The sequence below is a fragment of the Rhodococcus sp. 06-1460-1B genome, assembly GCF_002258475.1.
GTDB classification, from domain to species: domain Bacteria; phylum Actinomycetota; class Actinomycetes; order Mycobacteriales; family Mycobacteriaceae; genus Rhodococcoides; species Rhodococcoides fascians.
This window is the reverse complement of record NZ_NOYS01000037.1, coordinates 34,222-58,619: the sequence shown is the minus strand read 5'-3', so window position 1 is coordinate 58,619 and position 24,398 is coordinate 34,222. Positions and strand designations below refer to the sequence as shown.

General features: G+C 64.3%; 19 protein-coding genes. 10 read left to right on the top strand and 9 right to left on the bottom strand.

The features are described from left to right. The first annotated feature begins 621 nt into the window (after window positions 1-621). The 9 genes from rpmH (at window position 622) to CH268_RS21935 (ending at window position 9,716) form a co-directional block, all read left to right on the top strand. Window positions 622-765, top strand: a complete 144-nt coding sequence (gene rpmH / locus CH268_RS21980; protein WP_026347786.1) for a 50S ribosomal protein L34 — start codon at window positions 622-624, stop codon at window positions 763-765. A 30-nt stretch (window positions 766-795) separates the two neighbouring features. Next, window positions 796-1,176: a ribonuclease P protein component gene (rnpA, locus tag CH268_RS21975; protein ID WP_032367623.1), complete on the top strand. Its 381-nt coding sequence runs from the start codon at window positions 796-798 to the stop codon at window positions 1,174-1,176. Then, a complete protein-coding gene (gene yidD, locus CH268_RS21970) occupies window positions 1,173-1,502 on the top strand; it encodes a membrane protein insertion efficiency factor YidD (protein ID WP_027495003.1) in 330 nt (109 codons plus the stop codon). Before rnpA ends, yidD begins: the two co-directional genes overlap by 4 nt. A gap of 4 nt (window positions 1,503-1,506) precedes the next feature. Beyond that, on the top strand, window positions 1,507-2,598 hold the full coding sequence (gene yidC / locus CH268_RS21965; RefSeq protein WP_032373404.1) for a membrane protein insertase YidC: 1,092 nt from the start codon (window positions 1,507-1,509) through the stop codon (window positions 2,596-2,598). Between the two features lie 25 nt (window positions 2,599-2,623). Then, window positions 2,624-3,316, top strand: coding sequence for a Jag family protein (locus CH268_RS21960; RefSeq protein WP_255182473.1), 693 nt, complete (start codon window positions 2,624-2,626; stop codon window positions 3,314-3,316). 2,648 nt (window positions 3,317-5,964) lie between these two features. Beyond that, window positions 5,965-6,642, top strand: coding sequence for a 16S rRNA (guanine(527)-N(7))-methyltransferase RsmG (gene rsmG / locus CH268_RS21950; RefSeq protein WP_032371601.1), 678 nt, complete (start codon window positions 5,965-5,967; stop codon window positions 6,640-6,642). A 76-nt stretch (window positions 6,643-6,718) separates the two neighbouring features. Continuing rightward, on the top strand, window positions 6,719-7,720 hold the full coding sequence (locus tag CH268_RS21945) for a ParA family protein (RefSeq protein WP_027495008.1): 1,002 nt from the start codon (window positions 6,719-6,721) through the stop codon (window positions 7,718-7,720). Window positions 7,721-7,723: 3 nt separating this feature from the next. After that, the gene (locus CH268_RS21940; protein WP_032367627.1) at window positions 7,724-8,800 is read left to right on the top strand and encodes a ParB/RepB/Spo0J family partition protein; all 1,077 of its coding nucleotides are present in this window, start codon (window positions 7,724-7,726) and stop codon (window positions 8,798-8,800) included. 235 nt (window positions 8,801-9,035) lie between these two features. After that, a complete protein-coding gene (locus CH268_RS21935) occupies window positions 9,036-9,716 on the top strand; it encodes a hypothetical protein (RefSeq protein WP_027495010.1) in 681 nt (226 codons plus the stop codon). A gap of 39 nt (window positions 9,717-9,755) precedes the next feature. Here the strand turns inward: CH268_RS21935 and CH268_RS21930 are convergent, their stop codons facing one another. From CH268_RS21930 to CH268_RS21895, 8 genes are all read right to left on the bottom strand, one after another. After that, complete coding sequence (locus CH268_RS21930; protein ID WP_032371397.1) at window positions 9,756-10,949, bottom strand: N-acetylmuramoyl-L-alanine amidase; 1,194 nt, start codon at window positions 10,947-10,949, stop codon at window positions 9,756-9,758. A gap of 138 nt (window positions 10,950-11,087) precedes the next feature. Further along, on the bottom strand, window positions 11,088-11,420 hold the full coding sequence (gene trxA / locus CH268_RS21925; protein ID WP_008711582.1) for a thioredoxin: 333 nt from the start codon (window positions 11,418-11,420) through the stop codon (window positions 11,088-11,090). Window positions 11,421-11,467: 47 nt separating this feature from the next. After that, complete coding sequence (gene trxB / locus CH268_RS21920) at window positions 11,468-12,457, bottom strand: thioredoxin-disulfide reductase (RefSeq protein ID WP_032367966.1); 990 nt, start codon at window positions 12,455-12,457, stop codon at window positions 11,468-11,470. Window positions 12,458-12,582: 125 nt separating this feature from the next. Then, entirely contained in the window at window positions 12,583-13,341 is a 759-nt protein-coding gene (locus CH268_RS21915; protein WP_094665891.1) for a hypothetical protein, read from the bottom strand. A 59-nt stretch (window positions 13,342-13,400) separates the two neighbouring features. Beyond that, the gene (sigM, locus tag CH268_RS21910) at window positions 13,401-13,982 is read right to left on the bottom strand and encodes an RNA polymerase sigma factor SigM (RefSeq protein WP_045841535.1); all 582 of its coding nucleotides are present in this window, start codon (window positions 13,980-13,982) and stop codon (window positions 13,401-13,403) included. A 99-nt stretch (window positions 13,983-14,081) separates the two neighbouring features. Beyond that, entirely contained in the window at window positions 14,082-18,272 is a 4,191-nt protein-coding gene (murJ, locus tag CH268_RS21905; protein ID WP_094665890.1) for a murein biosynthesis integral membrane protein MurJ, read from the bottom strand. Then, window positions 18,269-20,671, bottom strand: coding sequence for a DUF6049 family protein (locus CH268_RS21900; protein ID WP_255182472.1), 2,403 nt, complete (start codon window positions 20,669-20,671; stop codon window positions 18,269-18,271). The genes murJ and CH268_RS21900 overlap by 4 nt, the downstream gene beginning before the upstream one ends. A 2-nt stretch (window positions 20,672-20,673) precedes the next feature. Continuing rightward, on the bottom strand, window positions 20,674-21,249 hold the full coding sequence (locus tag CH268_RS21895) for an NUDIX hydrolase (RefSeq protein WP_032373580.1): 576 nt from the start codon (window positions 21,247-21,249) through the stop codon (window positions 20,674-20,676). Between the two features lie 101 nt (window positions 21,250-21,350). Between CH268_RS21895 and CH268_RS21890 the strand changes: the two genes are divergently transcribed. Further along, window positions 21,351-22,817 (top strand): CCA tRNA nucleotidyltransferase, encoded by a 1,467-nt coding sequence (locus tag CH268_RS21890; RefSeq protein WP_032371394.1) that lies wholly within the window; start codon window positions 21,351-21,353, stop codon window positions 22,815-22,817. Between the two features lie 50 nt (window positions 22,818-22,867). Here the strand turns inward: CH268_RS21890 and CH268_RS21885 are convergent, their stop codons facing one another. Then, complete coding sequence (locus tag CH268_RS21885; RefSeq protein WP_094665888.1) at window positions 22,868-24,364, bottom strand: DUF4185 domain-containing protein; 1,497 nt, start codon at window positions 24,362-24,364, stop codon at window positions 22,868-22,870. Between the last annotated feature and the right edge of the window lie 34 nt (window positions 24,365-24,398).

The window sequence follows — 24,398 nt, the reverse complement described above, 5'->3', positions numbered from 1 at the left end:
TCGATCCCTCCGTCGTCGAGCTTGTAGGTCTCGCCGGACTCCGACAACCGATTCGGTGCGGCGTTTCGAACCCGCGCAACCGCGTCGTCGGATAGCGTCGTCGATCGTGCGCGTCCGCGGCCGAGACAAGGGTCCTTCGGTGGACCCCGCAAGGTACGAATATGCCACCTGAACTGTGTTTCCACACAATTATCCACAGGTGTGGATAAACGACACCGATGTGAGCCCAACCGTCACCGAGTGGCGTGGTATCACGTATACGACAGTCTGACCTGCGGCGATAGCCATTGTCAGTCGTTCGATCGCAGCAACCACCAGTTCCGCGGCGCCGCGGAACGACAGATATTGTCGACTCTTCGGCCCGTCCGAGGTCTCGCCGTCCGTGGCCTGTGTATGAATCGACGGGTCGGTCGATGTCGAGCGAGTTTGACCACCGGTGACTCGATCAGTACTCTCGAACAGTCACCCAATAGCGAGGTGGCCGATGCTTGCTGGCTGCTCACAGTCTGTCTTCACTCGGATTTCTCGCTCGGGAGGCTAGCGAGTTCATCCGAACTCGCTGAGAACCTTTACAGCAGGCGCCGACAGATCGGCGTCGTCGAATCTCGAGGAGTGTTGACCGTGGCCAAGGGCAAGCGGACGTTCCAGCCGAACAATCGCCGCCGCGCGCGCGTTCATGGCTTCCGTCTTCGTATGCGTACCCGTGCGGGTCGTGCAATCGTTTCCGCACGTCGCGGCAAGGGCCGCAAAGAACTCACAGCCTGATAACCGTTCGTCCGAAGCTTGGAGCTCGGGATGCTTCCTGAGCCGAATCGGCTACATCGCGCACGTGACTTCACCGTGGTGATGCGTCGAGGACGCCGAATGGGTAGATCGGACCTGGTCGTACACGCAGTTGCGCGTCACGAGCAGGACATCGCATCCACCGTTCATGGGCCACGTTTCGGATTGATCGTCAGCAAGGCAGTCGGGCCGGCCGTAACTCGTCATCGAGTTGCGCGCCGGCTTCGGCATATCTGTGCCGAGGTGATCGACGGGCTCGCGGTGAACACCGACGTGGTCATTCGAGCACTTCCGGGTGCTGCGCATGCATCCTCGGCAGATCTACACGTTCAACTGCGTTCAGGTTTGAAGAAGCTCGGTCTACTCGAAGCTCCGAAGGGTCCGCCGTCATGACATTCATGGGCAACCTTCGTTCCATTCCTGCTCGAACTCTCGTCTACTGCATCGTGTTGTACCGGACCTATGTGTCCCCGATGCGGCCCCCTACCTGTCGCTTCTCCCCCACCTGCAGTGAATACGCCATCGAGGCGCTCCAGGTGCACGGGATGCCGAAGGGCTCGCTCCTGGCAGTCGTCCGCCTCCTCAAATGTGCTCCCTGGCACTCTGGAGGCTGGGACCCGGTGCCCGAACCCGGTAGGTGGCGCGCAACCGTCACCGAGCTGACCGAAACCGAAGAACACCACGATCTCCTGCGAGTGGAAGAACAGAGGAGTACATAGAGCCGTGCTCGACTTCATTTACTACCCGGTTGCCTGGATTCTCTGGGTGTGGCACAAGGTGTTCGGCTTTGTGTTCCAGGATCCCAGCAATGGCTTCGCCTGGGCATTGTCCGTCGTCTTCCTCGTCTTCACCCTCCGGCTGATCCTGTACAAGCCCTTCGTCAAGCAGGTACGCACGACGCGGCAGATGCAGGAACTGCAGCCGCAGATCAAGGCGCTGCAGAAGAAGTACGGCAAAGACAAGCAAAAAATGGCCGTCGAGATGCAGAAGCTGCAGAAAGAACACGGCTTCAACCCACTGATGGGCTGCCTCCCCGTGCTGGCACAGGCACCCGTCTTCATCGGCCTGTTCCACGTGCTTCGCTCGTTCAACCGCACCGGCACCGGTTTCGGTCAGCTCGGGCTGACGCCCGAAGAGAATCGTGAGCTGTCGAACTACGCGTTCAACGTGTCCGATGTGCAGTCGTTCCTCGATGCTCGTCTGTTCGGTGCACCGATCTCGGCGTGGATCACGATGCCGCAGGATCAGCTCAACGCCTTCGCTGTGGGTCCGGGAGCAACAATTCCGTCCACATGGGTCATCGCGGCCGTATCCATCCCACTGATGATCATCGCGGCGATCATGACGCACCTGAACTCACGTGCGTCGGTCGCACGTCAGAGCGCTGCCGCAGCAGCAAACCCGCAGTCCGCGATCATGAACAAGCTTGCGCTGTACGTGTTCCCGCTGGGTGTCCTCGTCTTCGGCGCATTGCTTCCGATCGCCATCCTGCTGTACTGGGTCAGCAACAACACCTGGACCTACGCGCAGCAGCACCTGGTGTTCGGCAAGATCGACAAGGAAGAGGCCGCCAAGGTAGCGGCCGCCGTCGAGAAGCGCTCGGAGAATGCGCCCAAGCCAGGAGTGAAGCCGGTCTCGACCACCAAGCCCAAGCCCGGTGCTCGGCCGAAGCTCTCGAAGATGGCACCGACGGATGACGAATCCACTACCGATACTGCAAGTACCGGGACGGAATCTTCATCAGGGTCTACCACGCCGAACAAACCGCGACCGCAGGCGAACAGGAACAAGTCGACCAAGCGCAAGCGGCGCTGACCGACACGTCGAGAGAAGGACGAACATGGCAGCGCACGCCGAAGAAGCACAGAACGACGAAGTACGGAACGCAGCAGCTGGGGATGGAGTGGGTGACGTGATGGTCGAGACCGATCAGGTGAGTGCCGTCGAGACGGAGTCAGACGACGAAGCAACCGTCGACGACGCCGTACAGAAGACGCCGTCGGTCCCCACGAGTGTCGATGACGTTGCGGACTCGAATGAAGACGATTCGGATGAGGACGACGAAGACGACGAGGATTATTTGGTCGAGGAAGGCGAAATCGCCGGCGACTACCTCGAGCAGCTTTTGGACGTGCTCGACTTCGACGGAGACATCGACCTCGACGTGGAGGGTGATCGCGCGATCGTCAGCATCGACGGCGGAGACGATCTCGCCAAGCTCGTCGGTCGCAAGGGCGAGGTACTCGACGCTCTGCAGGAACTGACCCGTTTGGCTGTGCAGCAGTCGACGGGCGAGCGCAGCAAGCTGATGCTCGACGTCGCCGGGTGGCGTGCCAAGCGACGCACCGAGCTCGGGAACCTGGGTGCCGAAGCAGCACGTCGAGTACTCGAATCCGGAGAGCGTGAGGAACTGACTCCGATGACTCCGTTCGAGCGCAAGATCGTGCACGACGCAGTCGCCAAAATCGACGGCGTTGCGAGCGAAAGCACCGGCGTCGAACCCGCTCGACGGGTAGTCGTCGTCAAGACATAGCGACACTTTCGATAGTCGATGGCCCCCACTTCGGTGGGGGCCATCGTCGTTTGTGTTGAAAGCTTGGGCATGAATTGCACTGATGTAATTTGCCTTGGGTGTTGGCGATCGGATGGGCTCCGAGAGCGAAAAATAAAGGGCCCAGCGGTATCGGATGCTTTCGTCACTGTGACGGGTGGTTGCAGGGCGGCTCTGTCCGTGATTCCACGTGTTGGACGATGTTTCACGTGAAACGAACGCTGAGGCAGATGTCGATTGATAGATCGAGGTGGCTCGCCCTTGTGGCGGTCATACGCACGCCGATCATGCGACCGGATCCCGTTTGGTCGACAGCCGATGATCGAGGAATGCCTCGCGGCTCGGCGAGGTCGAGGGTGTCAACCAACTCTTGGACCCCAGCCGATTGCGAGTAGCCGAGACCACCCATCGTGCACACGCTGAGAACCGCCCGCTTAGTTCTGCCGCATCAACGCACGCGTGTGCTCAGTTCCAAGTTCCGAGGAAGGAATCAAGTCACGGTGGGACCGCGGACTATCCGACCGTCGGTTCGCTTGCCGCGATGCGCGCCCGCGGCGAGCACATAGTCACCGTGGCCCCTTGCGCGACGATATGACAGGCGGGCCTCGGTGTAGCGGGCGGGCACACCGGGATAGTTTATGAGCTCGAACTCTGCTGTCGTGTCGGAAAAAGGTGTACTCCTCAATTGCCGAGACGCTATCGGATGACGACGAGGGCCGATCGACGGACGGTGGGTTGTCACCGTGCTGTGCGTGCTGCGCGAACATCTAGAGGCATGAGGCGTAGCAGGATCCGCCTGGGCGGTGATGACCTCGCTCTGGGACGCGACGGCGGAGTGTCCGGGAGCGGTGACGTCGCAGGTTGGGTCAGATGAGCATGGTTGGTTCACCATGGCGTGACGTGTGGCGGCCGGCAGTGCGTAGTCATCGTCGGTCGCTTCACGCTCAGCTGGATTCGATACACCAGCATCGGATCTCGAATGTCTGCGAACGCAGGATCACTTATCGTGGGTGCTCCCCGGCATCGCGTGATGGACACGACGGGCGCATAGGGAAAACCACCTCCCCCCGGACGACTTGCGAGGGGTACGGACGCGTGTGCGTGTTTCACGTGAAACAGTCGGGCTTCTGGCCGGCTGTCACTTATCTCGACTGGGCTCGATTGGCCTGATGCCGACTGTCTCTATGTGTCCGACCCCCTTGCTTGAGGAGGATCGACGTTGCCGCCCTCGATCGACGTGCAACTGTCGTCCTCGAATTGCGTCTGCGGGTGAAGTGATCCAACCGATGGGAGGCATCCAGGGTCGCCTGCGAATCTGACGTCCAGACTGATCGTCAGCAGGACCCGTTGTAGAACTTGGCGCCGAGGGCGACTAACGGTCATCGAGACTACGGCGACGTCGACGGCGAACGTGACCCGCAGAGACTTGGATCGTGTTTCACGTGAAACACGATCTAAAGCACGATCCTGCTTTCGAGGCGTCCGACGCTTTTGAATACGCTCCGGCCGATGCTCACGACATTCGGCGGGCCCGGCCCGAGGAGCAGTCCGAACCGGGCGTCGATCTTGCGACCGGTCGACCGGTGCTCGCGACAGCCGGCGGTAGGCGGGTGCGAGGAGCAGTCCGAGCCGCGCGACATTTCGCGACAGGACAAACGATGCCCGAAGCTGTTCGGTTGTATCCGACAGCGTGGGTGCCAATCGCCCGACGATCCCACGACGGGGGCTCGCAACAACCGGGCCCATCGAGTGGCGCATGGAGTCGGCTCGCGATGGGTGCTGTGGGGCGAGGCGAGGGTCGACCACGAGGTCGTCGTGTGGTGGGCTCAGTCGAGTCCGAGATCAAGTCTCAGAAGCTGTCGGACGAAGAATCCGCCGCCGCTGTCCGACCGGAGGAGCTGTCCTGTTTCACGTGAAACAGCGAAGGTGCCCGACAGCACGGAGACGGCCATTAGAGAACGACTCGTCTCGACGAAGTGGTTCCTCCGATCCTGGGCGGGATGGCGGATGCACTTCAGTGAACGCGGTCCCCAACGCCGTCCTCGGGTGTGCTCATCGCATAGGCGGATTGTGTGGGACCCGCGTCGGCTGGTCGGGTCAATGTGCCGATTGGGTGCTTTCCCTTGGCGGGCTCGCCGAGTGTCCATATAGCAACGGTCGTAGGCGGCCCGGCCGAGGACCACATGACGGCGGTGGGTACGGGGCAGCGATCCACTTCTAGTCCCCGGCCTGACGCCTCCTTATCGGATGGGCGACGGGAACGGCTCCTGTACCGGATGGGTCTGGTCGTACGGGCATCTCGTTCACCATCGCCGGGCCGAGAAGTCCCACTCGATGTGTATCGGTGCACAAGTTCTTTGGAGTGCGCTGAGGGCACCGGGTCGGTCGCTCGAAGTACACGCAACCGTCGCCTCCCCAGCCGTCGGACCGTGGCACGGTTTCACGTGAAACACCGGCGTACTTCGGAAGGCAGAAGTGTCGGGCAGGATGAACCGTCGAATCGGAGCGGGCGCGCGGACGGCGGTCCGGCTGTGCTCGACCCATCGAATCGGGACTCCAACTCCCGGAAATTCGCGATCTCGGCAACTTACAGAGATGTCGTTTGGCGATCCGTACCCGAGCACGGGATGATGTTTCACGTGGAACAAGAAGCGTCGGATAGCACCGAGTTGATGGCCGTCGCCGAGCAGATGTTCGGAGATCGACTGGATCTCGCCCGGAGGTATCACGAGTCCTTGGCTACCGCCGGAGTCGAACGGGGGCTGATCGGTCCACGCGAAGTTCCGCGACTCTGGGAGCGGCATATTCTCAATTGCGCCGCGATCGGCGAACTCATCGACGAGGGCGAGACTGTGGTCGACATCGGCAGCGGTGCCGGTCTGCCCGGTATCCCTCTTGCCATCGCTCGACCGGATCTTCGGGTGACGCTCGTCGAGCCTCTTCTTCGGAGAACCGTCTATCTGGCCGAGTTCATCGACGAGCACGATCTGAACGTGTTGGTCGTACGTGGGCGGGCCGAGCAGCCCGGCGTGAAGAAGGAAGCCGGCGGCGCGGATGTCGTCACGTCGAGGGCTGTGGCCCCGCTGGAGAAGCTCGCCAAATGGTCTCTCCCCCTCGTTCACGAACGCGGCCGGATGCTCGCACTGAAGGGTTCCAGCGCGAGTGAGGAGATCGAACGCGACAGGACTTCCCTCACCCGTATGGGTGCTGGCAAGCTGGAGGTCGTGGAGTGCGGTGTCGGTCTTCTCCCGACACCCACCATCGTCGTCAGGGCAGTCCGTGAGCCGCGGCGGCTCAGTCGCCACTGATGATCGATTGCGGGAATCGCCCCGCGCCGTTTGTATCGAACGTAGAACACATTCAGTTCCGCACTAAGGAGCACATATGTCGGGTGGGTCGGATCCCGCTGTTTCACGTGAAACAGAGTCCAAGAAGAAGTCGTCGAACGCAGCCGCCAACAAGGCGGGGGTGACGAGTGGCTTCGAGTACACCAACTCGATTTCGACCGACGACACCCCGATCGGGGCCGCCGCGCACCGGGCCAGTCAGGTCCTTCACCCGGGATCGGTGACGTTGCCCAAGCCGGCGAAGCGCCGCATGCTGACGATTGCGAATCAGAAGGGTGGCGTCGGCAAGACCACGACGGCGGTCAACCTCGCAGCCGCACTCGCGCTCCAGGGCCTGACGGTCTTGGTGGTGGATCTGGACCCTCAGGGCAACGCCAGCACGGCACTGGGCGTCGAACATCATTCCGGTGTGCCGTCGAGCTACGAGGTGCTCATCGGCGAAGTGAAGGCCAAAGACGCGATCCAGCAGAGTCCGCACAGTGAGCGGTTGTTCTGCATCCCGGCAACGATCGACCTCGCGGGCGCGGAGATCGAATTGGTCTCGATGGTGGCCCGGGAAGGACGCCTCAAGACGGCGTTGTCGGTCGAGGAGTTGGCCGGACTCGACGCCGATTTCATCCTCATCGACTGCCCACCGTCACTCGGTCTGTTGACTGTCAACGCGCTTGTGGCGGCCACCGAGGTGCTGATTCCCATTCAATGCGAGTACTACGCACTGGAGGGTGTGGGGCAGCTGCTTCGGAATATCGAGCTGGTTCAGTCCCATCTCAATCCTGAATTGCACGTCTCGACCGTCATCCTCACGATGTACGACGGACGCACCAAACTGGCCGATCAGGTCGCCGAGGAAGTGCGCAAGCACTTCGGTGATGCCGTGCTCCGTGCCGTGATTCCGCGAAGTGTGAAGGTCTCCGAGGCACCGGGGTACGGCATGACGGTGTTGGACTACGACCCCGGTTCGCGTGGAGCAATGAGTTACTTGGACGCCGGACGAGAGCTCGCTGCTCGCTCGGCCGGCATCGACGCACGAAAGAAGTAGGACATGAGTCAAGCACGTAAGGGCGGTCTGGGGCGCGGACTCGCGTCGCTCATCCCCACGGGCCCCGATGCCGGACCGCGCCTCGGTAATGCAGCAGCCGACGTCATCATCGGTGCCGACCGCAACGCCAAGGACAAGCCGGACACGTCGACGAAGCCCAAGAAGGCAGCGTCATCTGACGACACCACAGAGACCGCAACGGCACCGACTCCGACGCCGCCGGTGCTGAACGGGGACGACCTCTCCCCTGTCGGTGCCGTGTATCGGGAGATCTCGCCGGACCGAATCGAGGCGAATCCCAAGCAGCCGAGGCACGTCTTCGACGACGAATCCCTTGCCGAACTGGTGCACTCGATTCGCGAATTCGGTCTCATGCAGCCGATCGTGGTGCGCCTCGTATCCGGTTCTGCAGCCGCAGGAGATGCCAAGTATCAACTCGTCATGGGCGAGCGGCGGTGGCGCGCGAGCCAGGAAGCGGGCCTGGAGAAGATCCCCGCGATCGTCCGGGAAACCGCAGACGACGCAATGCTGCGCGACGCACTGCTCGAAAACATCCATCGCGTACAGCTCAATCCCCTCGAAGAGGCGGCCGCATATCAGCAGCTGCTCGAGGAATTCGATGTCACGCACGAGGAGCTCGCGGCGAAGATCGGTCGCTCACGCCCCGTCGTGACCAACATGATCCGTCTGCTGAAGCTGCCGATTCCGGTACAGAGACGTGTCGCAGCCGGTGTTCTGTCGGCGGGACATGCACGCGCACTGCTGTCATTGGACGCGGGATCGGATGCACAGGAATCGTTGGCTGCGCGCATCGTGGCCGAGGGTCTCTCGGTTCGGGCGACGGAAGAAGCCGTCACTCTCGCCAATCGCGAGGACGGCAAGTCCCCCGAACCGGCGGCGAAGCGCAAGCCGATCCAGATGCCGGGCCTTCAGGATGTGGCCGATCGCCTCTCGGATTCGTTCGATACGAGGGTGACAGTGAGTCTGGGTAAGCGAAAGGGCAAGATTGTCGTCGAATTCGGGTCGGTCGACGACCTTCAGAGAATCGTCGAGATGATGGAAGCTCAGAAGAAAAAGTAGCCGCGTTTTTTCAGGACCAGTCATACCAGGGCGTAACGTCACTGTGACGTATATCGACGACGAGTGGTCCCGAAAACGGCAAGTTGGATCGAAAACTATTGTGATGCACTAGGTTTCGAGGATCTTCCCCGATCACCAGGTAGCGCGACCCCGTCGCCTATCCTGGTCGAGGAGAGAATCGGCTCCCCACCGAGAATCGAGCGGTGGAACGACTGCACGGAGGCTGAGGTACGCGGTGTCGGCGATGGTGACCGGAGTGACCCTCGGCTCGTTCGAACATCTGCCGGCACATTCTCGGCGGTGTAGCTTCTGGGTCCTCGATCCCACGTCCGACGGCGCGGCAGTGGACCTCGAATTCGAGAACGAGGTGTGGTTGTCGACGATCATGCTCGAGTGGGGATCGTGCGGACAGCTGTTGTCCGTGGACGGCAACACGATCGGGTGTGCGCTGTACTGCCCGCCCCGCGCAGTTCCTCGGGCGTCGACCTTCCCTACTTCGCCCGTCAGTCCCGACGCGGTCTTACTGACCCAGCTTCGTATCGATTCCCCGGCCGATGCGGATCTGCACTCGGCAACCCTGATTCAGGCCGTGGTCGGCGATCTCGTCAATCGTGGTGTTCGTGCCTTGGAGGCCTTCGGCATTCGCCACAATGCGGACGACGCGTCGCCGGCAATTCCCAACGCGACGGCACATGCGACGTGCTCGGCTGCGACATGCATGATCGACGCCGACTTTCTGGAGAAGGTCGGCTTCGAGGTGGTGGCGCCGCATCACAGGTTCCCGAGACTCCGCCTCGAATTGGATCGCGATCACGGGTGGAAGCAGGACGTCGAATCGGCGCTCGAGCAGTTGCTGGTGGCGGCGAGTATCTCGGTGGTCGACATCGAACAGAAGTCGACGGTCGGAGCTCGCTGAACGACGGGCTCCGACCGGTGGCGCGGGGGGCTCCGTCGATCAGGGACGGTCGGCGGCGGCGAGTTCCTCGGCCAGTAGTTCAGCGAACGTGAACGTGCCGGTCGGTTGGTCGTCCTGACCCAGGAGGTACAACCGCTTGACGGCGATCAGGATTGCCTCGGCAATGATGTCGCGGAATCGCGGATCGCTCAGTACTTCGACGTCGGATTCGTTGGTGAGGTAGCCGAGGTCTATCTGGATGGTCGGCATGTTGGTGAGCCGCAACAGATCCCACGTGCGGCCGTGACTGCGGCAATCGAGAAGTGGTGTGCGAGCAACGATTTCGCGTTGCACGTAGCTGGTGAGGACCTGGCCGATCATCGAGGTGGATCCGTGCGAGTTACCGAAGTGGAAGCTGGCCACTCCGTTGGCCACAGGACTGGTGCTCGACGCGCAGCGCAGCGAGATCATCAGATCTGCGCCCCAGGCGTTGGCGGTCTCCGCGCGGTCGGCCACCGACGGGTTGGTGCCCCGTGCACGAGAGAGGAACGTTTCCATTCCGGTCGCCGCCATTCGGCCTTCGAGACGACTGGCCAGATCCCACAGAATTTCCGATTCGGAGACGCGTCCGAATGTGCCGTCGACGATGCGGCCGGTGTCGGCACCACCGAGATCGGGGTCGATGACGATTCGCTTACCCGTCAACTGTGGGCCCGATTTGCGTACGAGTTCTTCTTCGCTCATCGCGTGGGGCGATCCACCGGTGACGCGGGTTCCGAGTAGGTCGAGCGAACGCAGTGTCGCCGGGCCGCAGATACCGTCGGGTGCCAGACCGATCTCGCGTTGAAAAGACGACAGGCCCTCGTGCGTCTTCGGACCGAAGAAGCCGTCGACGCGCTCGTTGTAGAAACCGAGGTCCTGCAGGCGTGTCTGCAGGGTAGCGACGTCATCGCCGTACAGCGGAGCGGACAGCTGGTAGATCAGCGTGCGGGCGCCGAGGTGGTAGGACGCTTCTTTGAGGGCGCGGTACGTGGCCGGTCCGACGACACCGTCGACCAGTAGGCCGCGATGCTGCTGGAACGCGCGGACGGCACCGTCGAGGGCCCGGTCGAACACCGATCCCGGGGCCGTCCAGTGGCCGTCGTCCATCGGGCCGGGCGGAACCACGGCCTCGTGGAGGAAACCGAGTGCCGAGAGAGTGCCGCGGACCTCGGCGACGGCGGGTCCGGAATCGCCGTGACTGAGCTCCTGCATCCTGGAAAAACCCTCTCGATCGTCCTGACGGTCAACACGCACTTCGATGCGCTGATGTGCCGACGCAAGCATCGGCACATCAGATGATTGTCGCAGAAAGACAGGCTTCTGCGGCAATCCACACCAAGCGTGGGTGAGTCAGATAACGCCTTCGAGGTCCTTGAGCAGCGCGGCCTTGCCCTTTGCGCCGACGATCTGCTTGACCGGCTTGCCACCCTGGAACAGGATCAGCGTCGGGATGGACATGACCTTGAAGTCCCGAGCCGCCTGCGGGTTGGCGTCGATGTCGAGCTTGGCGATCGTCAGCTTGTCCTTGTGCTCGGCGGCGATCTCTTCGAGAACGGGAGCAACCATCTTGCACGGGCCGCACCAGGTGGCCCAGAAGTCCACCAGAACGGGCTTCTCGCTGGTCAGAACGTCGTCGACGAACGACGCGTCGGTGATGGTGACTGTGCTCTTGTCGTCGGACATGTGAATCTCCTCGGTGTGGGTCTGCAAACAGGTGGTGGGGCTACCGGTCAGGCGTTGACGGCGTCGACCGGCTGATCGGCGTGCTCGAGTGTGTTGGTGGTGATGTCGCCCTGCTCGGCCAGCCAACGCTCGGCGTCGATGGATGCGGTGCAGCCGGTACCCGCAGCGGTGATGGCCTGCTGGTAGACGTGATCGACGAGGTCGCCTGCAGCGAACACCCCTTCGACCGAGGTGGCCGACGTGGGCGATGCGACCTTGACGTAGCCGGCATCGTCGAGTTCGACCTGGCCCTTGACCAGCTCGTTGCGAGGATCGTGGCCGATCGCCACGAACATCCCGGTGACGTCCAGAGTCGTCTTCTCGCCGGTGACTGCATGTTCCAGTGCCAGCCCGGTGACGCTGGTGTCGCCGAGGACTTCGAGAACCTTGGTGTCGGTGAGGAAACGAATCTTCTCGTTCTTCTTGGCGCGCTCGAGCATGATGCGCGACGCGCGGAACTCGCTGCGGCGGTGCACGATCGTCACGCTGCGGGCGAAGCGCGTGAGGAAGGTTGCCTCCTCCATTGCCGAGTCGCCACCGCCGATGACGGCGATGTCCTGGTCGCGGAAGAAGAACCCGTCGCAGGTGGCGCATGCGCTGACGCCGCGTCCGAGGAGCTTCTCCTCACCGGGAATGGAGAGGTACCGAGCGGCTGCGCCCATCGCGAGAATGATCGCGCGAGCTCGGTAGGTCTCGCCGCCCGCCGAGACGGTCTTGATCGGCCCGGTCAACTCGAGCTCCTCGACGTCCTCGGTGCGGATGTCGGCACCGAAACGTTGCGCCTGCTCGCGCATCTGCTCCATCAGATCGGGGCCCATGATGCCCTCGCGGAAACCGGGGAAGTTCTCGACCTCGGTCGTCGTCATCAAGGCACCGCCGAACTGGGTTCCCTCGAACAGGATGGGCTCCAGCTCTGCGCGGGCCGCGTAGACGCCGGCGGTGTATCCGGCCGGTCCCGAGCCGACGATGATGAGATCGTGAACCTTGGGGGTACTCAATGCAGACCTTCCGATCTTGTGCGGCGTGTTCTTGGCGTCGACGCGAAAGTGCACTGAGCACTGCCTATCGACGTACATCTGGTCAACACCACCCTAGAGGCAGTTGTTCCCCGGTGAGAGATGTGTCAGCCGATATCGCGACGCGTGAGGACATCGGGATTACCGCCGCGGCAATCGTTGCCCACTGCCAGAGCGATGAACTGCGCCGGCCCGGCCCCGGCGAGGACGAGGAGAGTTCCCTGTCGGCCGTCGATTCGAACCTGACTTGATCCGAGAACGGCGGCGGCGGGGTCCACGCCGTTGGCGTCGAGACACGCGGCCAGGTCTGCCGGATCCGACAGGCTGCCGGAATCTCGTTTACCGATGACGGTGAACGCTACGTTCGAGTCGAGATCGGTGGAATCGAGAACGAGGGACGAGTCGGGTGGCGTGGTCCCCGGCTCGGCTACGACGGGATCCGACGTGCCCGGGCTGTGCAGGACGGCGGCGAAGGTGACCGAACCACCCGCGAGAAGTGCTGCAGCAGCGGCAATTCCGACGATGGCATGCCGGCGTGTACGCGCGCTACGTGGAGGTCTGCGAAGCGGAAGGACGGCGGCGGTACGGTCCGCCGACTCTGTGTCGGCCAGGGTCTCGAGGGTGCGATCGATCTGCCGGGCGACGTCGGCGGGAACGGGCATCGTGCCGTTCGGATCCTCGCCCAGCTCGCGCAGCCGAGCGGTGACGGTGTCCAGTGTCGCCAGGATTCGCATCGCCTCGGCGTCGGCACGCACCAACGGCCACAGCCGACTGCTGACGTCCTCGGGTAGTGCATCTGCATGCAGGTCGGCCAGCAACTCGGGTGAAAACGGGGCACGGGGTAGAGCGTCGGTGTTCGACGACACGTTCCTGCCTCCCTTCGCCGAGTCTTCTTTCCCTCTCACACGGTTTAGACGCGAGGGGTCTAGATTCGGTTCCCTGCGTCCTTGAGGTATGCGAGCTGCGTCGACAACTTGAGTCTGCCGCGAGCGCATCGACTCTTCACGGTACCGGTGGGAACGCCGAGCAACGCTGCGGCGTCGGCCACCGAGTAGCCCTCCATGTCCACGACGACCACCGCCGCTCGCTGGTCGGGCGGCAGCGTCATCAGGGCCTGTCGGACGAGGATGCTGGTCTCGGATTCGGAGATTCGATCCCGAGGCGACACCGGTTCGTGACTCTCGTTCTCGCTCAACGGAACCGACGGACGTGCCTTGTTTCGGCGAATGCGATCGAGGCACGCGTTGACGACGATCTTGTGCAACCAACTGCGGACTGCAGCGTCGGCGCGAAACGACCCGGCAGTTCGATGCGCGGAGAGCAACGCCTCCTGCAACGCGTCGGATGCGTCCTCGGGTGTGTAGCTCGTGCGGCGTGCCGTGAGCCACAGGTGTTCCTGATGGCGATGGATCAACGTGGCGAATGCGGTCGGCTCACCGGCTGCATGAGCAGCCAACAATTCCGCATCCGTGCGCTCCCCCAGCGCCGAATCGATACGTTCGGTCATACGAAAACGGCTCCCCCCGTGTTAACGCATTGGGGGGAGCCTAGGCCATCGATACCGCGAAGTACGAAACGAACGCGATTTGCGTCTGTATCGCCGGTTTTACGTGTCGAAACCGATCCCGGAGATCGAGGTAGCGATGCGGCCACCCTGCTCTCCGAGGGTGGTGATCCACACCAGGACGTTGCCGGTGGGTACGGTGCCGTCGAGTGCGATGTCGGTGCGGCCGTTCTGCAGAGTGGCTTCTCCGAGCAGCGTGGTGTCGCCGAGGCTCGGGGAATCGTTGGGAGCGGACCTGATCTCGACGACCGTTCCCGGCGACGTCGATTCGATCCACGCGTTCTTCAACGTGGACGACGGGATGGTGACGAGCAGTCCGACACCGTTCTTCAGTGCCGGGAACTGCTGGAAGTAGGAGTCGGTGGTCCAGGCCGTGCTGGGGTTGTTGTCGATCACGTTCGATGCCGTGCCCGGGTTGTCTGCAGACCCCTGTGGGGAGAAGACGCTGACATCGCTCATCGCGACGGGTCCACCCGTCGGCGCCGGGGGCGCAGCGGTGTCGCCGGCCGGCGGCGCGGCAGCCGGGGTCGTCAGTCCGAACTCCTGGCTGTCCAGCGGCGCATCGGTGTTGTCGCCCGCGATGGAGGTGAACAACCAATAGCCGGCGAACGCCAGAATCAGCACCGTCAGAGCGCCGAGAACGGCGATGGCGATATTGGTTCGCGTCGACTTCGCCTTCTCTGCGGCCAGCTCTTCCGGGTCTGCGAGCGAGTGACCGCTGGCTCCCGGGGCACGCTGGCCCAGTCGCAGTGCCGGCATCAGGTCGGTCTTGTCGTTGACCACCGCGGCCTGATCGAGAACGTGCTGCACCGTCGCGGCGGTGCGAATGCCACTGTTCTGCTCGAGCGCTCGTACCGCGACGGCAGAGATCTCGAACGGAACGTCGGGGCGAATTTCGCGAGGCTCGCGCGGCGCACCCTTGTCGTCCCGATCGGCCGGACGCATGCCGCCGACGCTCCGCAGGGATGCCGCGTCACCGGGAACGACGGCTTCTCCGGTGGTGTCCGACAACGGCCAGCGTGCAGTGATCAGGGCGTAGAGCATGGCACCGAGACCACGGACGTCCGAACTGGAGTCGGCGTCCGCCAGAGTCGCGGGAAACGCCAGGACGGCGTTGCCGCTGGTACTGATGCGTACGCGATCGGGGTGGTCGATCGACAGCGCGCCGCCGCTGCGGTGCGCAGCCTCGGCCGCGGCGGCCAGGACCTTGATCGCACGAGCGGCACCGGTGGGGGCAGGAACCGTATCGGCCATCTCGCGCAGCGAGCGACCGGGAGTCCACTCGGCGACGACGATGCCGCCGGAGCTACCGCGCACCACGTCGAGCACCCGGGCGAGGCCGGGAGAGTTGATCCGACCGAGGCGCAGCGTCCGGGACAGGATTGCCTGCGGGCCCTGAGTGCGGTCGTTGGGTGACGCCGTGGACTGCTGATCGGCGTCGACGAACGTCAACGCGACCTCGCGGTCGAGCTTGACGTCGTGGGCCTGCCAGAACTTCAGCCCGCGAGCTCCACCGTGCGGTGCCAACAGGCGGTAGCGTCCCCCGGCCACCGACGCACCGGGAATCAGCGTCGGTCCGCGAAGGGTGCGCCCGGGGGCGTCCGCGGTGGACTGGTCCTCGGCTGGTTTTTCGGCAGCTTTGTCCGTCGTCGGCTTCGGTGCTACTGGTGTGTCGACTGCAGCCGATTTCTTCGTCGCCTCCACCGGTGTGCTGTCGGTCTTCGGCTCGGCATTGCTCGCGTCGCCGACCGGCAGCTTCGCCTTCGAGATGGAGACGGTCTTGTCCGACGGCTTGGCCGCCAGCGCTGCCTTGGAGATCGCGATCGTCTGATCCTTGGGAGCGGACGCCTTGGTTTCCTTCTTCTCGGTGGCCTCGGCACTCGACGCTGCCGTCGACTCAGGCGTGCTGGGTGTGCTCGGCTTCTCCGAAGAACTAGGTGCTTTCGGGTCCGCTGTCTTCGACTCGGGTGTTTTCGACTCGGTTGTTTTCGACGACGCAGCAGACTCGGCCTTCACGGGCTCGGTGCGGTCCTGGGTGTCGACTTCGACTCCGCCGCTCGTTCGGTCGGCTTCGTTTGCTGGAGACTGTGCCGGCCCCCCAGCAACATCGTCGTCGGTCACTGTTACTCCTTCAGGCGAATATGCCCCGTGTTGATCTACAAGCGGTCGACCTGCAGGGGCGTCTGCCCCCGGGTGCCGTTGACCAGGGTACGGGAGTCGATCCCGCGCAGTGTCCCATGTGGGCTCGGTTCGAATAACAGGAATCACGCTGGTTTCCGCGGCAGCCGGATCCGGCACCGAACCGGACGTCACAGGCGCGGGCGGGGCCGACCGTCCGAGGACCCGGCGGACGAGCCGGCTCAACGCGACGGTGACGGCCAGTACTTCGGGAATCCTGCCGAACCACAGGATGGAGAACGTGATGCCGAGCATGATGACGGCGTCCATCGCGACGCGCACGAAGTTGCCGATCCAGCCGTTCGCCATGGCGTCGAATCCGACGATCCGGTCGATGGCGAGCATGGCTGCGCCGCCGGCCAGCGAGGCGATGAGAACCAGCCAGACAGTCTTCCCGACGTTGGCCATCCGCAGGTTGCCGAGGCTCTTGTGCAGCAGGTATCCGCCGATGACGGCACCTGCGGTGTAGCCGAGGCCGGTCGCGGTGCCGAGGAGCAGCACCACTTGTTCCGGATCGGTTGCGACGATCGGGGCGAGCAACGACAGGCCGATCTTGACGGCGGTGATGCCGAGGACGATCCAGGTGGGCGTCCAGGCCTGCTCGCGGGCGTAGAACACGCGCAGGTGGATCAGGACCAGCGCGTACGGGATAAGGGAGAACGCCGACCAGCTCACGGCCTCACCCAGCCGGTTGGCGTCGGGCGCAAACTTGCCGAACCCGTACAGCGCCTCGCCCACCCACGGCCCCGCGAACGTCAGGAACACGACGATCGGGACCATCGCGACCATCGTCAGCCGAGTGGCGACGGAGAGATCGTCGACGACCGAGGGCGTGTCACCGTTGGCGGCATTACGACTGAGTCGGGGCATGATCGCCGTCAGAACCGTGACGCCGAGAATGCCGTACGGCAACTGCAGCACGATCCAGGCCTGGGAATAGATCGTGGGGCTCGCGTCGTCGGCTCCCGACGAGATGTTGGTGGCGACGATCAGACCGATCTGACTGATGACGACGTAGAGCACGATTGCGGCCGCCATCGCGCCGAACTTCTTCAGGCGCGCGTCGAACCCCCAGAGTGGGCGCAGGTCGATCTTCTCGCGGCGAAGCGCAGGGATCAGCGCCAGTACCTGCGTGATGACACCGGTGGTGACGCCGAGGCCGATGATCAACAGCTGCGGGTTCGTCATGTCGACCGGATTGACGGTGATCTCACCCGGCATCAGGAAGTAGATGCCGAACACCGCAAGAACCACGAGGTTGTTGAACACCGGTGCCCACGCACCGGGTTTGAAGTTCTGTCGGGTGTTGAGCACCGCCGTGAGCAAGCCGGAGAGCCCGTAGAACATCAGCGCAGGCAACACCAGATAGGTGAAGGCAATGGTCAGGTCCTCGTTGACCTTCGGATCACCGTTGAGCATCAGACGCGCCAGCAGCGGCGCAGCGATGGTTGCGGCCAACGCCACGGTGCCGAGCAGCGCGACCGCAATGGTGAACAGGCGTCGGACGAAGTCACGTCCGCCGTCGGCGTCCTCTTGTTCTGCGCGTACCAGGACAGGAACGACGATCGCTCCGAGGACGGCACCGAGCACCAGCTCTGAGATCATGTTCGGGAGAATCGTCGAGACGGTGAACGCACTGGCCAGGCCGGCACCCAGGGTGGCCGTCATGGCTACTTGCTTGGCGAATCCGGTGATGCGGCTGACGAGGGTCGCAACGGCGATCGAGCCCGACGCTGCCAGCAACGACTTCTGAGGTCTGGGTTCGGGCTGCGGTGGTGACTCGTTGCCGCCCGGTGGTGTCTGCGGCGGAGGACTGTTTCCCGACGGCGCGGCGGGTGGGTAGTCCTCGTCCCGGAACCGTGGGATGAGCTGAGTTGCGGAGTCGTCCGCTGCCGGTTGACCGTCGAGCGGGGGCGGTGCCGGATAGGAACGCATCTCCGGTCGTGGTTGCCGCTCCCAGGGGGCGGGGCGTGGGGGCGTCGTGCGCCGGAACACCTGCGCTGCGGGCATGCGTGACCGGGGCAGGTCGCCGTCGTACGGCACATTGCCTGTCATGGTCTCTCGTACCCTTCGTCGGCCGGGTCGGGTTGTCCTCGGAATCGGTGCCAGAGTCGTCGGCCTGCAAGCAACAGTAGGAGCGCGCCGGCGCAGGCGGTAATTATCGCGAGAGCTTGACCGTATGCGTTCGATCGAACCGACACCGTCGATACCTCGCCGAGCCGGGTGCCGTCGAGGGTGGTGACGGAGAAGTCGACTGACAGATTGCGTTTGTCGTCCACCTCGGCGGGCACGGTGATGGTTCGCGATCCGCGCGCCGGAAGTTGGGTCACACCGACGTCGCTGATCGTCATCTCCGGTGGTGCGTCTACTCGGAGGAGCACGTTGACCGGCACCGGTAGGTCGTTGCGGGCCACGAGCAGCAGCGGACTCTGCTCGGAGGCGAGTGTGTAGACGCCGCCCGGGGCCAGCACGGTCACCGATCCGTAGACGGTGTCGAGCCCGACGCGGGTCGCGGTGAGACGGGTGCGTGCCATGGCCGCGGCGTCCTCGCCCTCGGCGCTGGCGCGACCCGCGGTCGACAGGGCGCGGAGCATGTCCTCTCGCAGCGGGGCGGTGTACAGGCGCGGAGTCAGTGCGGACTGGGGATCCTCGACCAGCGACTGCGCCAGGGTGTCCACGCGTGCGCTCTGTGTTCGCACCGTGTCGATGGCGGACGCATCGAGATCGGTCGGCACATCGATGCTGGTCACCGGGATGCCGGTGGGGGGCTCGGTGATCAGGCCGGGCAGCGGGCGAGGCGTCGCCAGGCCCGAACGCAACAGCGAGGACACCGTCGACAGGATTGCCGACGGTTCGTCTCCTCCCGCGGTCCAGTACTGCGGCGGTGCGACGGTCACCGTGCGGCCGGGTCGATCGGCTCCGACGAGGGCGTGGAAATTGATGGCGCCGAGGGCGTCCTGCAGCCGTGCGGTGCGAGAGTCGGTGCCCAGGTCGAAGCGTTGATTCGCCGGGGTCAAGGCCGGGGTCGACGGGGTCGTCCCGACGCCGGCCAGTGCGGCTGCGGTCGCCGAGTCGTAGTGGGTGGCGGCCAAGGTGCCGGTCGGATCGGCGGCGGTCGGCGTGGTGTCGGTGGACACCAGCAGAGACGTCGGCGATGACGTGGGTGGGCTGATGCTGTTTTCGGCGACGAGGACGGTCCCGGTTCCCGACGATCTCAGCGCGTCCGCAGCGCCCGCGTCGACGCCGCCGGTGGCACTCCAGGTGAAACCGCGTACCGAGCTGATGCCCAGGATGCCGTCGACGATGTCGGCCGGGGCGGCGACAGCGCTGCTGAGCAGCGAGGAATCACCGATGTCGGCGACGGCGGCGAGGTCGGCCTGAGCGAACGGTAGGGCCGTCACGCACGTGTTCGACGCCAGTGCCTCGAGCCGCGTCAACCACTGGGCTGCGGCCCCGCTGCCGGAGCCCTCGCGCGCGGAGCTGGCCGGATCGGCCGGGTTGTCGACGACGAGGTAGCCGCGGGTCATGTTCGAGACGGTGACCAGCAGGTCGGGATCGATGCCGATGCACAGGCTCGACGCCAGTTTGCCGTCGGGATCGAGACCGGGCTGCGTCGCGAATTCCAGGGCTTTGAGCAGGGTGTCGAGCCGACCACCAGCGGCGAGCTGGGTCGCCAGGTCGTCGTCGATCAGACGCACTCGATCGTCGATGGAACCGGGGATTCCAGCTGCGAGACGGGGAATGTCGGCGAGTGGCCACAACACCGTCATCGCTACGGGATTCCGGGTGTTGGGGGGTAGCGGCATCGCGTCGGGCGCTGCGGGGTCGAGCTGACCGGGATTCCGCGGCAGTCCCACGACGGGGAGCAGGAAGCGGGCGTCGTCGAGTCGAGCCGTCCCGCCGTACTCGGGGGTGCCGTTGACGTTGAGAAGTAGGGGGTAAACGCCGGGAGCATCGATCCCGAGGGAGGGCTCGGTACTGCTTCGTAACTGCATCGACAGATCGAACTGGCGGCTCTGGTCCTTCTCCAGCGACTCCGCGACCGTGACGAAAGTCCCGACGCGGTCGAATCTTTCCTGGTCGAGGGTGAGCGAGGTCCGCAGACCGGACGTCGTGTCGATGGCCGCCGCGCCCTGTAGGCGAACGCTGACGTCGTCGACGCGTCGATCGCCGGTGTTCTTCACCGTCGCGCGAACCGTGACGAACGGATCGCTGCTGGTGGTGACCGTCGAGGGTGCGACCGTATCGATGCTCAGCGTCAGGAACGGATCGCCGGACTGCGTCATCGGGGTATCGGGAACGGCGCTGGTCGTGCCGCTGGTGTCTCCGGCGGAATCTGGCTGCGCCGCGGCAGTAGGGAGCTGTTGGGGTACCAGTGCTGCGGTGCCGACGGCCGGCGCTGCAGCGAGGAAAAACGAGGTCAATGCGGCGGCAGCGACCTTCCGGGCCCGCACGATCACTTCCCGCCGGGCGTGGGTGCGTTCGTGTCGCCGCCGGTTGTCTGCTCGCCGTTCATGTCCTCGATGAGGCGGGTGGCGATGGCGGCGAGTTTGCGTTCGTCGGCGTAGGCGAGTCGGGACGGCAGTTCGCTCAGCGGTACCCAGGCGACTTCGGTGACCTCGAGATCCTCGTCGGACAGTTCACCGCCCAGGAAGCGGAGGAGATAGTGGTGAACGGTCTTGTGGACTCGGCGGCCTTCGGTGACGAACCAGTAGTCGATGCTTCCCAGCGACGCCAGCACGGTGCCGCGGATGCCGGTCTCCTCGGCCACTTCGCGCATGGCCGTCTGCTCGGCGGTTTCGCCCTGCTCGATGTGTCCTTTGGGCAAGGACCAGAGCAGGCGTCCGCGCCGGTCGGTGCGGCCGATCAGGGCTGCGCAGCGGGTGGCAGGCGGGCCGTCGAGGCCGTCGACCACCAGGCCTCCGGCAGAGGTTTCTCGGACGGTCCGCAGCTTGGGTGCTTCGGTGTCGGCGCGTGCTTGACGCCGCCGCGGGTTGCGGCGGCTCCTGTTCGCACGTTCGGCAGCAGACACCCGATCCATACTAGTTGCCTCGGCGCCCCGCTCCGGCTTGCCGCACCGTGGCCGATGGCCGAGACGATCCGGTCGGCACTGCGCCAGTAGGCTCTTCCACCGTGGCCGATCAGTCCCTGTCTTCCGTTTCCCCCGAGCACGCCGATGCGCGCCGGGAAAGGTTGCTGGCTGCAGCTGCGGTGACGTTGCGTGAACTCGCGCCGGTATTGACCCCGCTGGGCGCGTTGTTCGCCGCCGCGGGCCACGAGCTCTACCTCGTCGGTGGGTCCGTTCGGGACGCGGTTCTCGGTCGTTTGGGAACCGATCTGGATTTCACCACCGACGCCAGGCCGGAGGTCGTTCAGACGCTGCTGTCCGGGTGGGCGGACCATCAGTGGGATACGGGCATCGCGTTCGGAACGATCAGTGCGGCGAAGGACGGCCAGCAGATCGAGATCACGACGTTCCGCACCGATTCGTACGACCAGGTCTCGCGTAACCCCGAGGTGCAGTACGGCAGCAGCCTCGAAGAAGATCTCGTTCGACGCGATTTCACCGTCAACGCCATGGCCGTGCGGTTGGGTGCGGACGGCGTGCAGGAGTTCGTCGATCCGCTCGGCGGCATGGACGCGTTGCTCGAGGGCGTTCTCGATACCCCGTCGGCACCGGAAACGTCGTTCGGTGACGATCCGCTGCGGATGCTGCGCGCGGCTCGATTCGTGTCGCAACTCGGTTTCTCGTTGTTGCCGCGGGTGCACAGCGCCATCGTCGACATGGCCGATCAGATCGACCGCATCACCGCCGAGCGCATTCAGGTGGAGCTGGACAAGCTGATTCTCGGTGCCCACCCGATCGAGGGCATCGACGTGATGTGCGAGACCGGTCTGGCGCAGCGCATCATTCCCGAGGTGCCGAACATGAAGCTCGAAATCGACGAGCATCATCAGCACAAGGACGTGTACTGGCATTCGTTGACCGTTCTGAAGCAGGCCATCGATCTCGAGGACGGCGACCCCGATCTCGTATTGCGTTGGGCCGCACTGCTGCACGACATCGGCAAGCCCGATACCAAACGTAACGAGCCTGGCGGCGGCGTCAGCTTTCACCACCACGAGGTCGTCGGGGCCAAGATGGTGCGAAAGCGTATGCGCGCGTTGAAGTATTCGAAGAAGATGATCGAGGACGTCTCGCATCTGGTGTTCCTGCATCTGCGATTCCACGGGTACGGCAAGGGTCAGTGGACCGACTCGGCGGTGCGTCGCTACGCCACCGATGCCGGCGAGCTACTGCCCAAGTTGCACAAGCTGGTTCGAGCCGATTCGACCACCAGGAACAAGCGTCGAGCGGCTGCCCTGCAAGCCACTTACGACGATCTCGAAGAGCGCATCGCCCGCATCGCCGAGCAGGAGGACCTGGCGCGGGTTCGTCCCGACCTGGACGGCAACGCGATCATGGAGCTGCTCGGCATCCCCGCCGGCCCCGACGTGGGCAAGGCGTGGAAATACCTGAAGGAACTGCGCCTCGATCGAGGACCACTCTCACGTGAGGACGCCGAAGCGGCGCTGCTCGAGTGGTGGCCGACGCAGTAGCGCGTCCCGCGCACGTGCGCGGAACTTCGTAGCCCACTACGAGCTTCCACTCACGACGAGCGAAGCTCGGCCTTGACGAGATAGACGTTGTAGCTGTCCCACTCCGAGACGGTGAAGTACAGCTCGTTCGCCGTGGACCACGGATGAATGAAGCCGCCGTAGGTCTTGGGGTACTTGGCGGTATCGATCAGGGTGCTCGGGGCGGTCCACTGGCCCTGCGGTGAATTCGCTTCGCGCAGAACGATATCGCCGCGCAACGGATCCAGATACGTCATCTGCCAGAGGTCTCGGGCCTCGTCGTGATGGACCGACAGTTCCCCGGCCATACCGTCGGCGATGGGGGTGGCCTCGTTCGATCCGACGGGAGCCCACGTGCCGTTCACCCAGTATTGGTAGGCGGTCTTGTTCAGCACGTCTGCCTTCGGGACGCGTGCCAGGCCGACCTGTCCGGCGCGGCCGTTGACGGTGCCGAACATGTACACGTACTCCCCCGCCGGGACCATCGTCGACACCTGGAACTTGGAGAACCCGAAGACGTTGTCCCACTTGGCATGCTCGTCCTTCACCCAGGTGGAACCGTTGTCGTCGGAATAGGCGATGCCGCCGTAGTTGGTCCACCACAGTCCGGGGATCGTGCTCCAGCGCCGGATGGACATGTACGACATGTACTGCCGGTCGTCGATCGCGAACCCGGACGTGGGGATGACCGTGGTCTCCCAATTCTTGATCTTGCGCGAGGGCAGGAGTTCGGCTGCGTGACAACGGGAATCCTGCACCATCGAGTCCAGGGCCATACCGTCGGACAGGTCGGTGTCCGTGCTGTGTCCCAGTACGTTCGACCGCCAATCGTCCCCGCCGACCACACCGAATTCCCACCCCTTGCCGAAGGAATCGCCGAATACGACGGCGACCTCGCCCGGCTTGCTCTCCCACATGATGCCGAGGTCGGTGCCGTCGACCTGCCAGCGCTTGTCGGTGCGGTTCTCCGATCCCGGTCCGGTCAGCTGCGAGACCACCTCGACGTGTCCGACGGCCGGTGCCACCGGCGGTACCGTCGTCGTCCCGGACTCCGCCGCGGTCACGGCGGGTGCCGGCGGCGGGGTTCCCGGAGTTCCACCGGGGCCGGGAATCGGGATGGGAATGGTCTCGGGTTGCGGGTCGATCTCGATGCGAGGGAACGGCAGATGGTCTGCAGAGCCGGTGGTGGGCGACTCCGTGGCGTCGGTGAGGTCGGGGCAGGGGTCCGCGCACGGGTCGGTCGACGGTTCCGCCTGGACACGGGTGTTGTTCGGCGGCGGGTCGGGCACCGGCACGAGTTCGATCGACGGATACGGCACGGGGATCACCACACGATCCGGCAACGGCGGCAGCTGCGGCGGATTGCCGGCCCCGATGGGCTCTGGTGGGTAGTCCTTGGGGTCGAATCCGGTTTCTCCACAGGAATTCACCGGCGGTGGCGGCGCCGCGTACGCGGGGGGTGCGGCAAGAACGGCTGTACCTGCGGCAACCGCGATGATGCAGCCGAGCGACGTCGTGCGGCCATGCATGCGGTGCCCCCGTGTTGTCCGACGAAACCTAGCG

Coding starts and splice junctions, on each gene's coding strand:
- rnpA (WP_032367623.1), top strand. CDS start 796: ATGCTTCCTGAGCCGAATCGGCTACATCGCGCACGTGACTTCACCGTG.
- yidD (WP_027495003.1), top strand. CDS start 1,173: ATGACATTCATGGGCAACCTTCGTTCCATTCCTGCTCGAACTCTCGTC.
- CH268_RS21960 (WP_255182473.1), top strand. CDS start 2,624: ATGGCAGCGCACGCCGAAGAAGCACAGAACGACGAAGTACGGAACGCA.
- rsmG (WP_032371601.1), top strand. CDS start 5,965: ATGTTTCACGTGGAACAAGAAGCGTCGGATAGCACCGAGTTGATGGCC.
- CH268_RS21945 (WP_027495008.1), top strand. CDS start 6,719: ATGTCGGGTGGGTCGGATCCCGCTGTTTCACGTGAAACAGAGTCCAAG.
- CH268_RS21940 (WP_032367627.1), top strand. CDS start 7,724: ATGAGTCAAGCACGTAAGGGCGGTCTGGGGCGCGGACTCGCGTCGCTC.
- CH268_RS21930 (WP_032371397.1), bottom strand. CDS start 10,949: ATGCAGGAGCTCAGTCACGGCGATTCCGGACCCGCCGTCGCCGAGGTC.
- trxA (WP_008711582.1), bottom strand. CDS start 11,420: ATGTCCGACGACAAGAGCACAGTCACCATCACCGACGCGTCGTTCGTC.
- sigM (WP_045841535.1), bottom strand. CDS start 13,982: ATGACCGAACGTATCGATTCGGCGCTGGGGGAGCGCACGGATGCGGAA.
- murJ (WP_094665890.1), bottom strand. CDS start 18,272: ATGACAGGCAATGTGCCGTACGACGGCGACCTGCCCCGGTCACGCATG.
- CH268_RS21885 (WP_094665888.1), bottom strand. CDS start 24,364: ATGCATGGCCGCACGACGTCGCTCGGCTGCATCATCGCGGTTGCCGCA.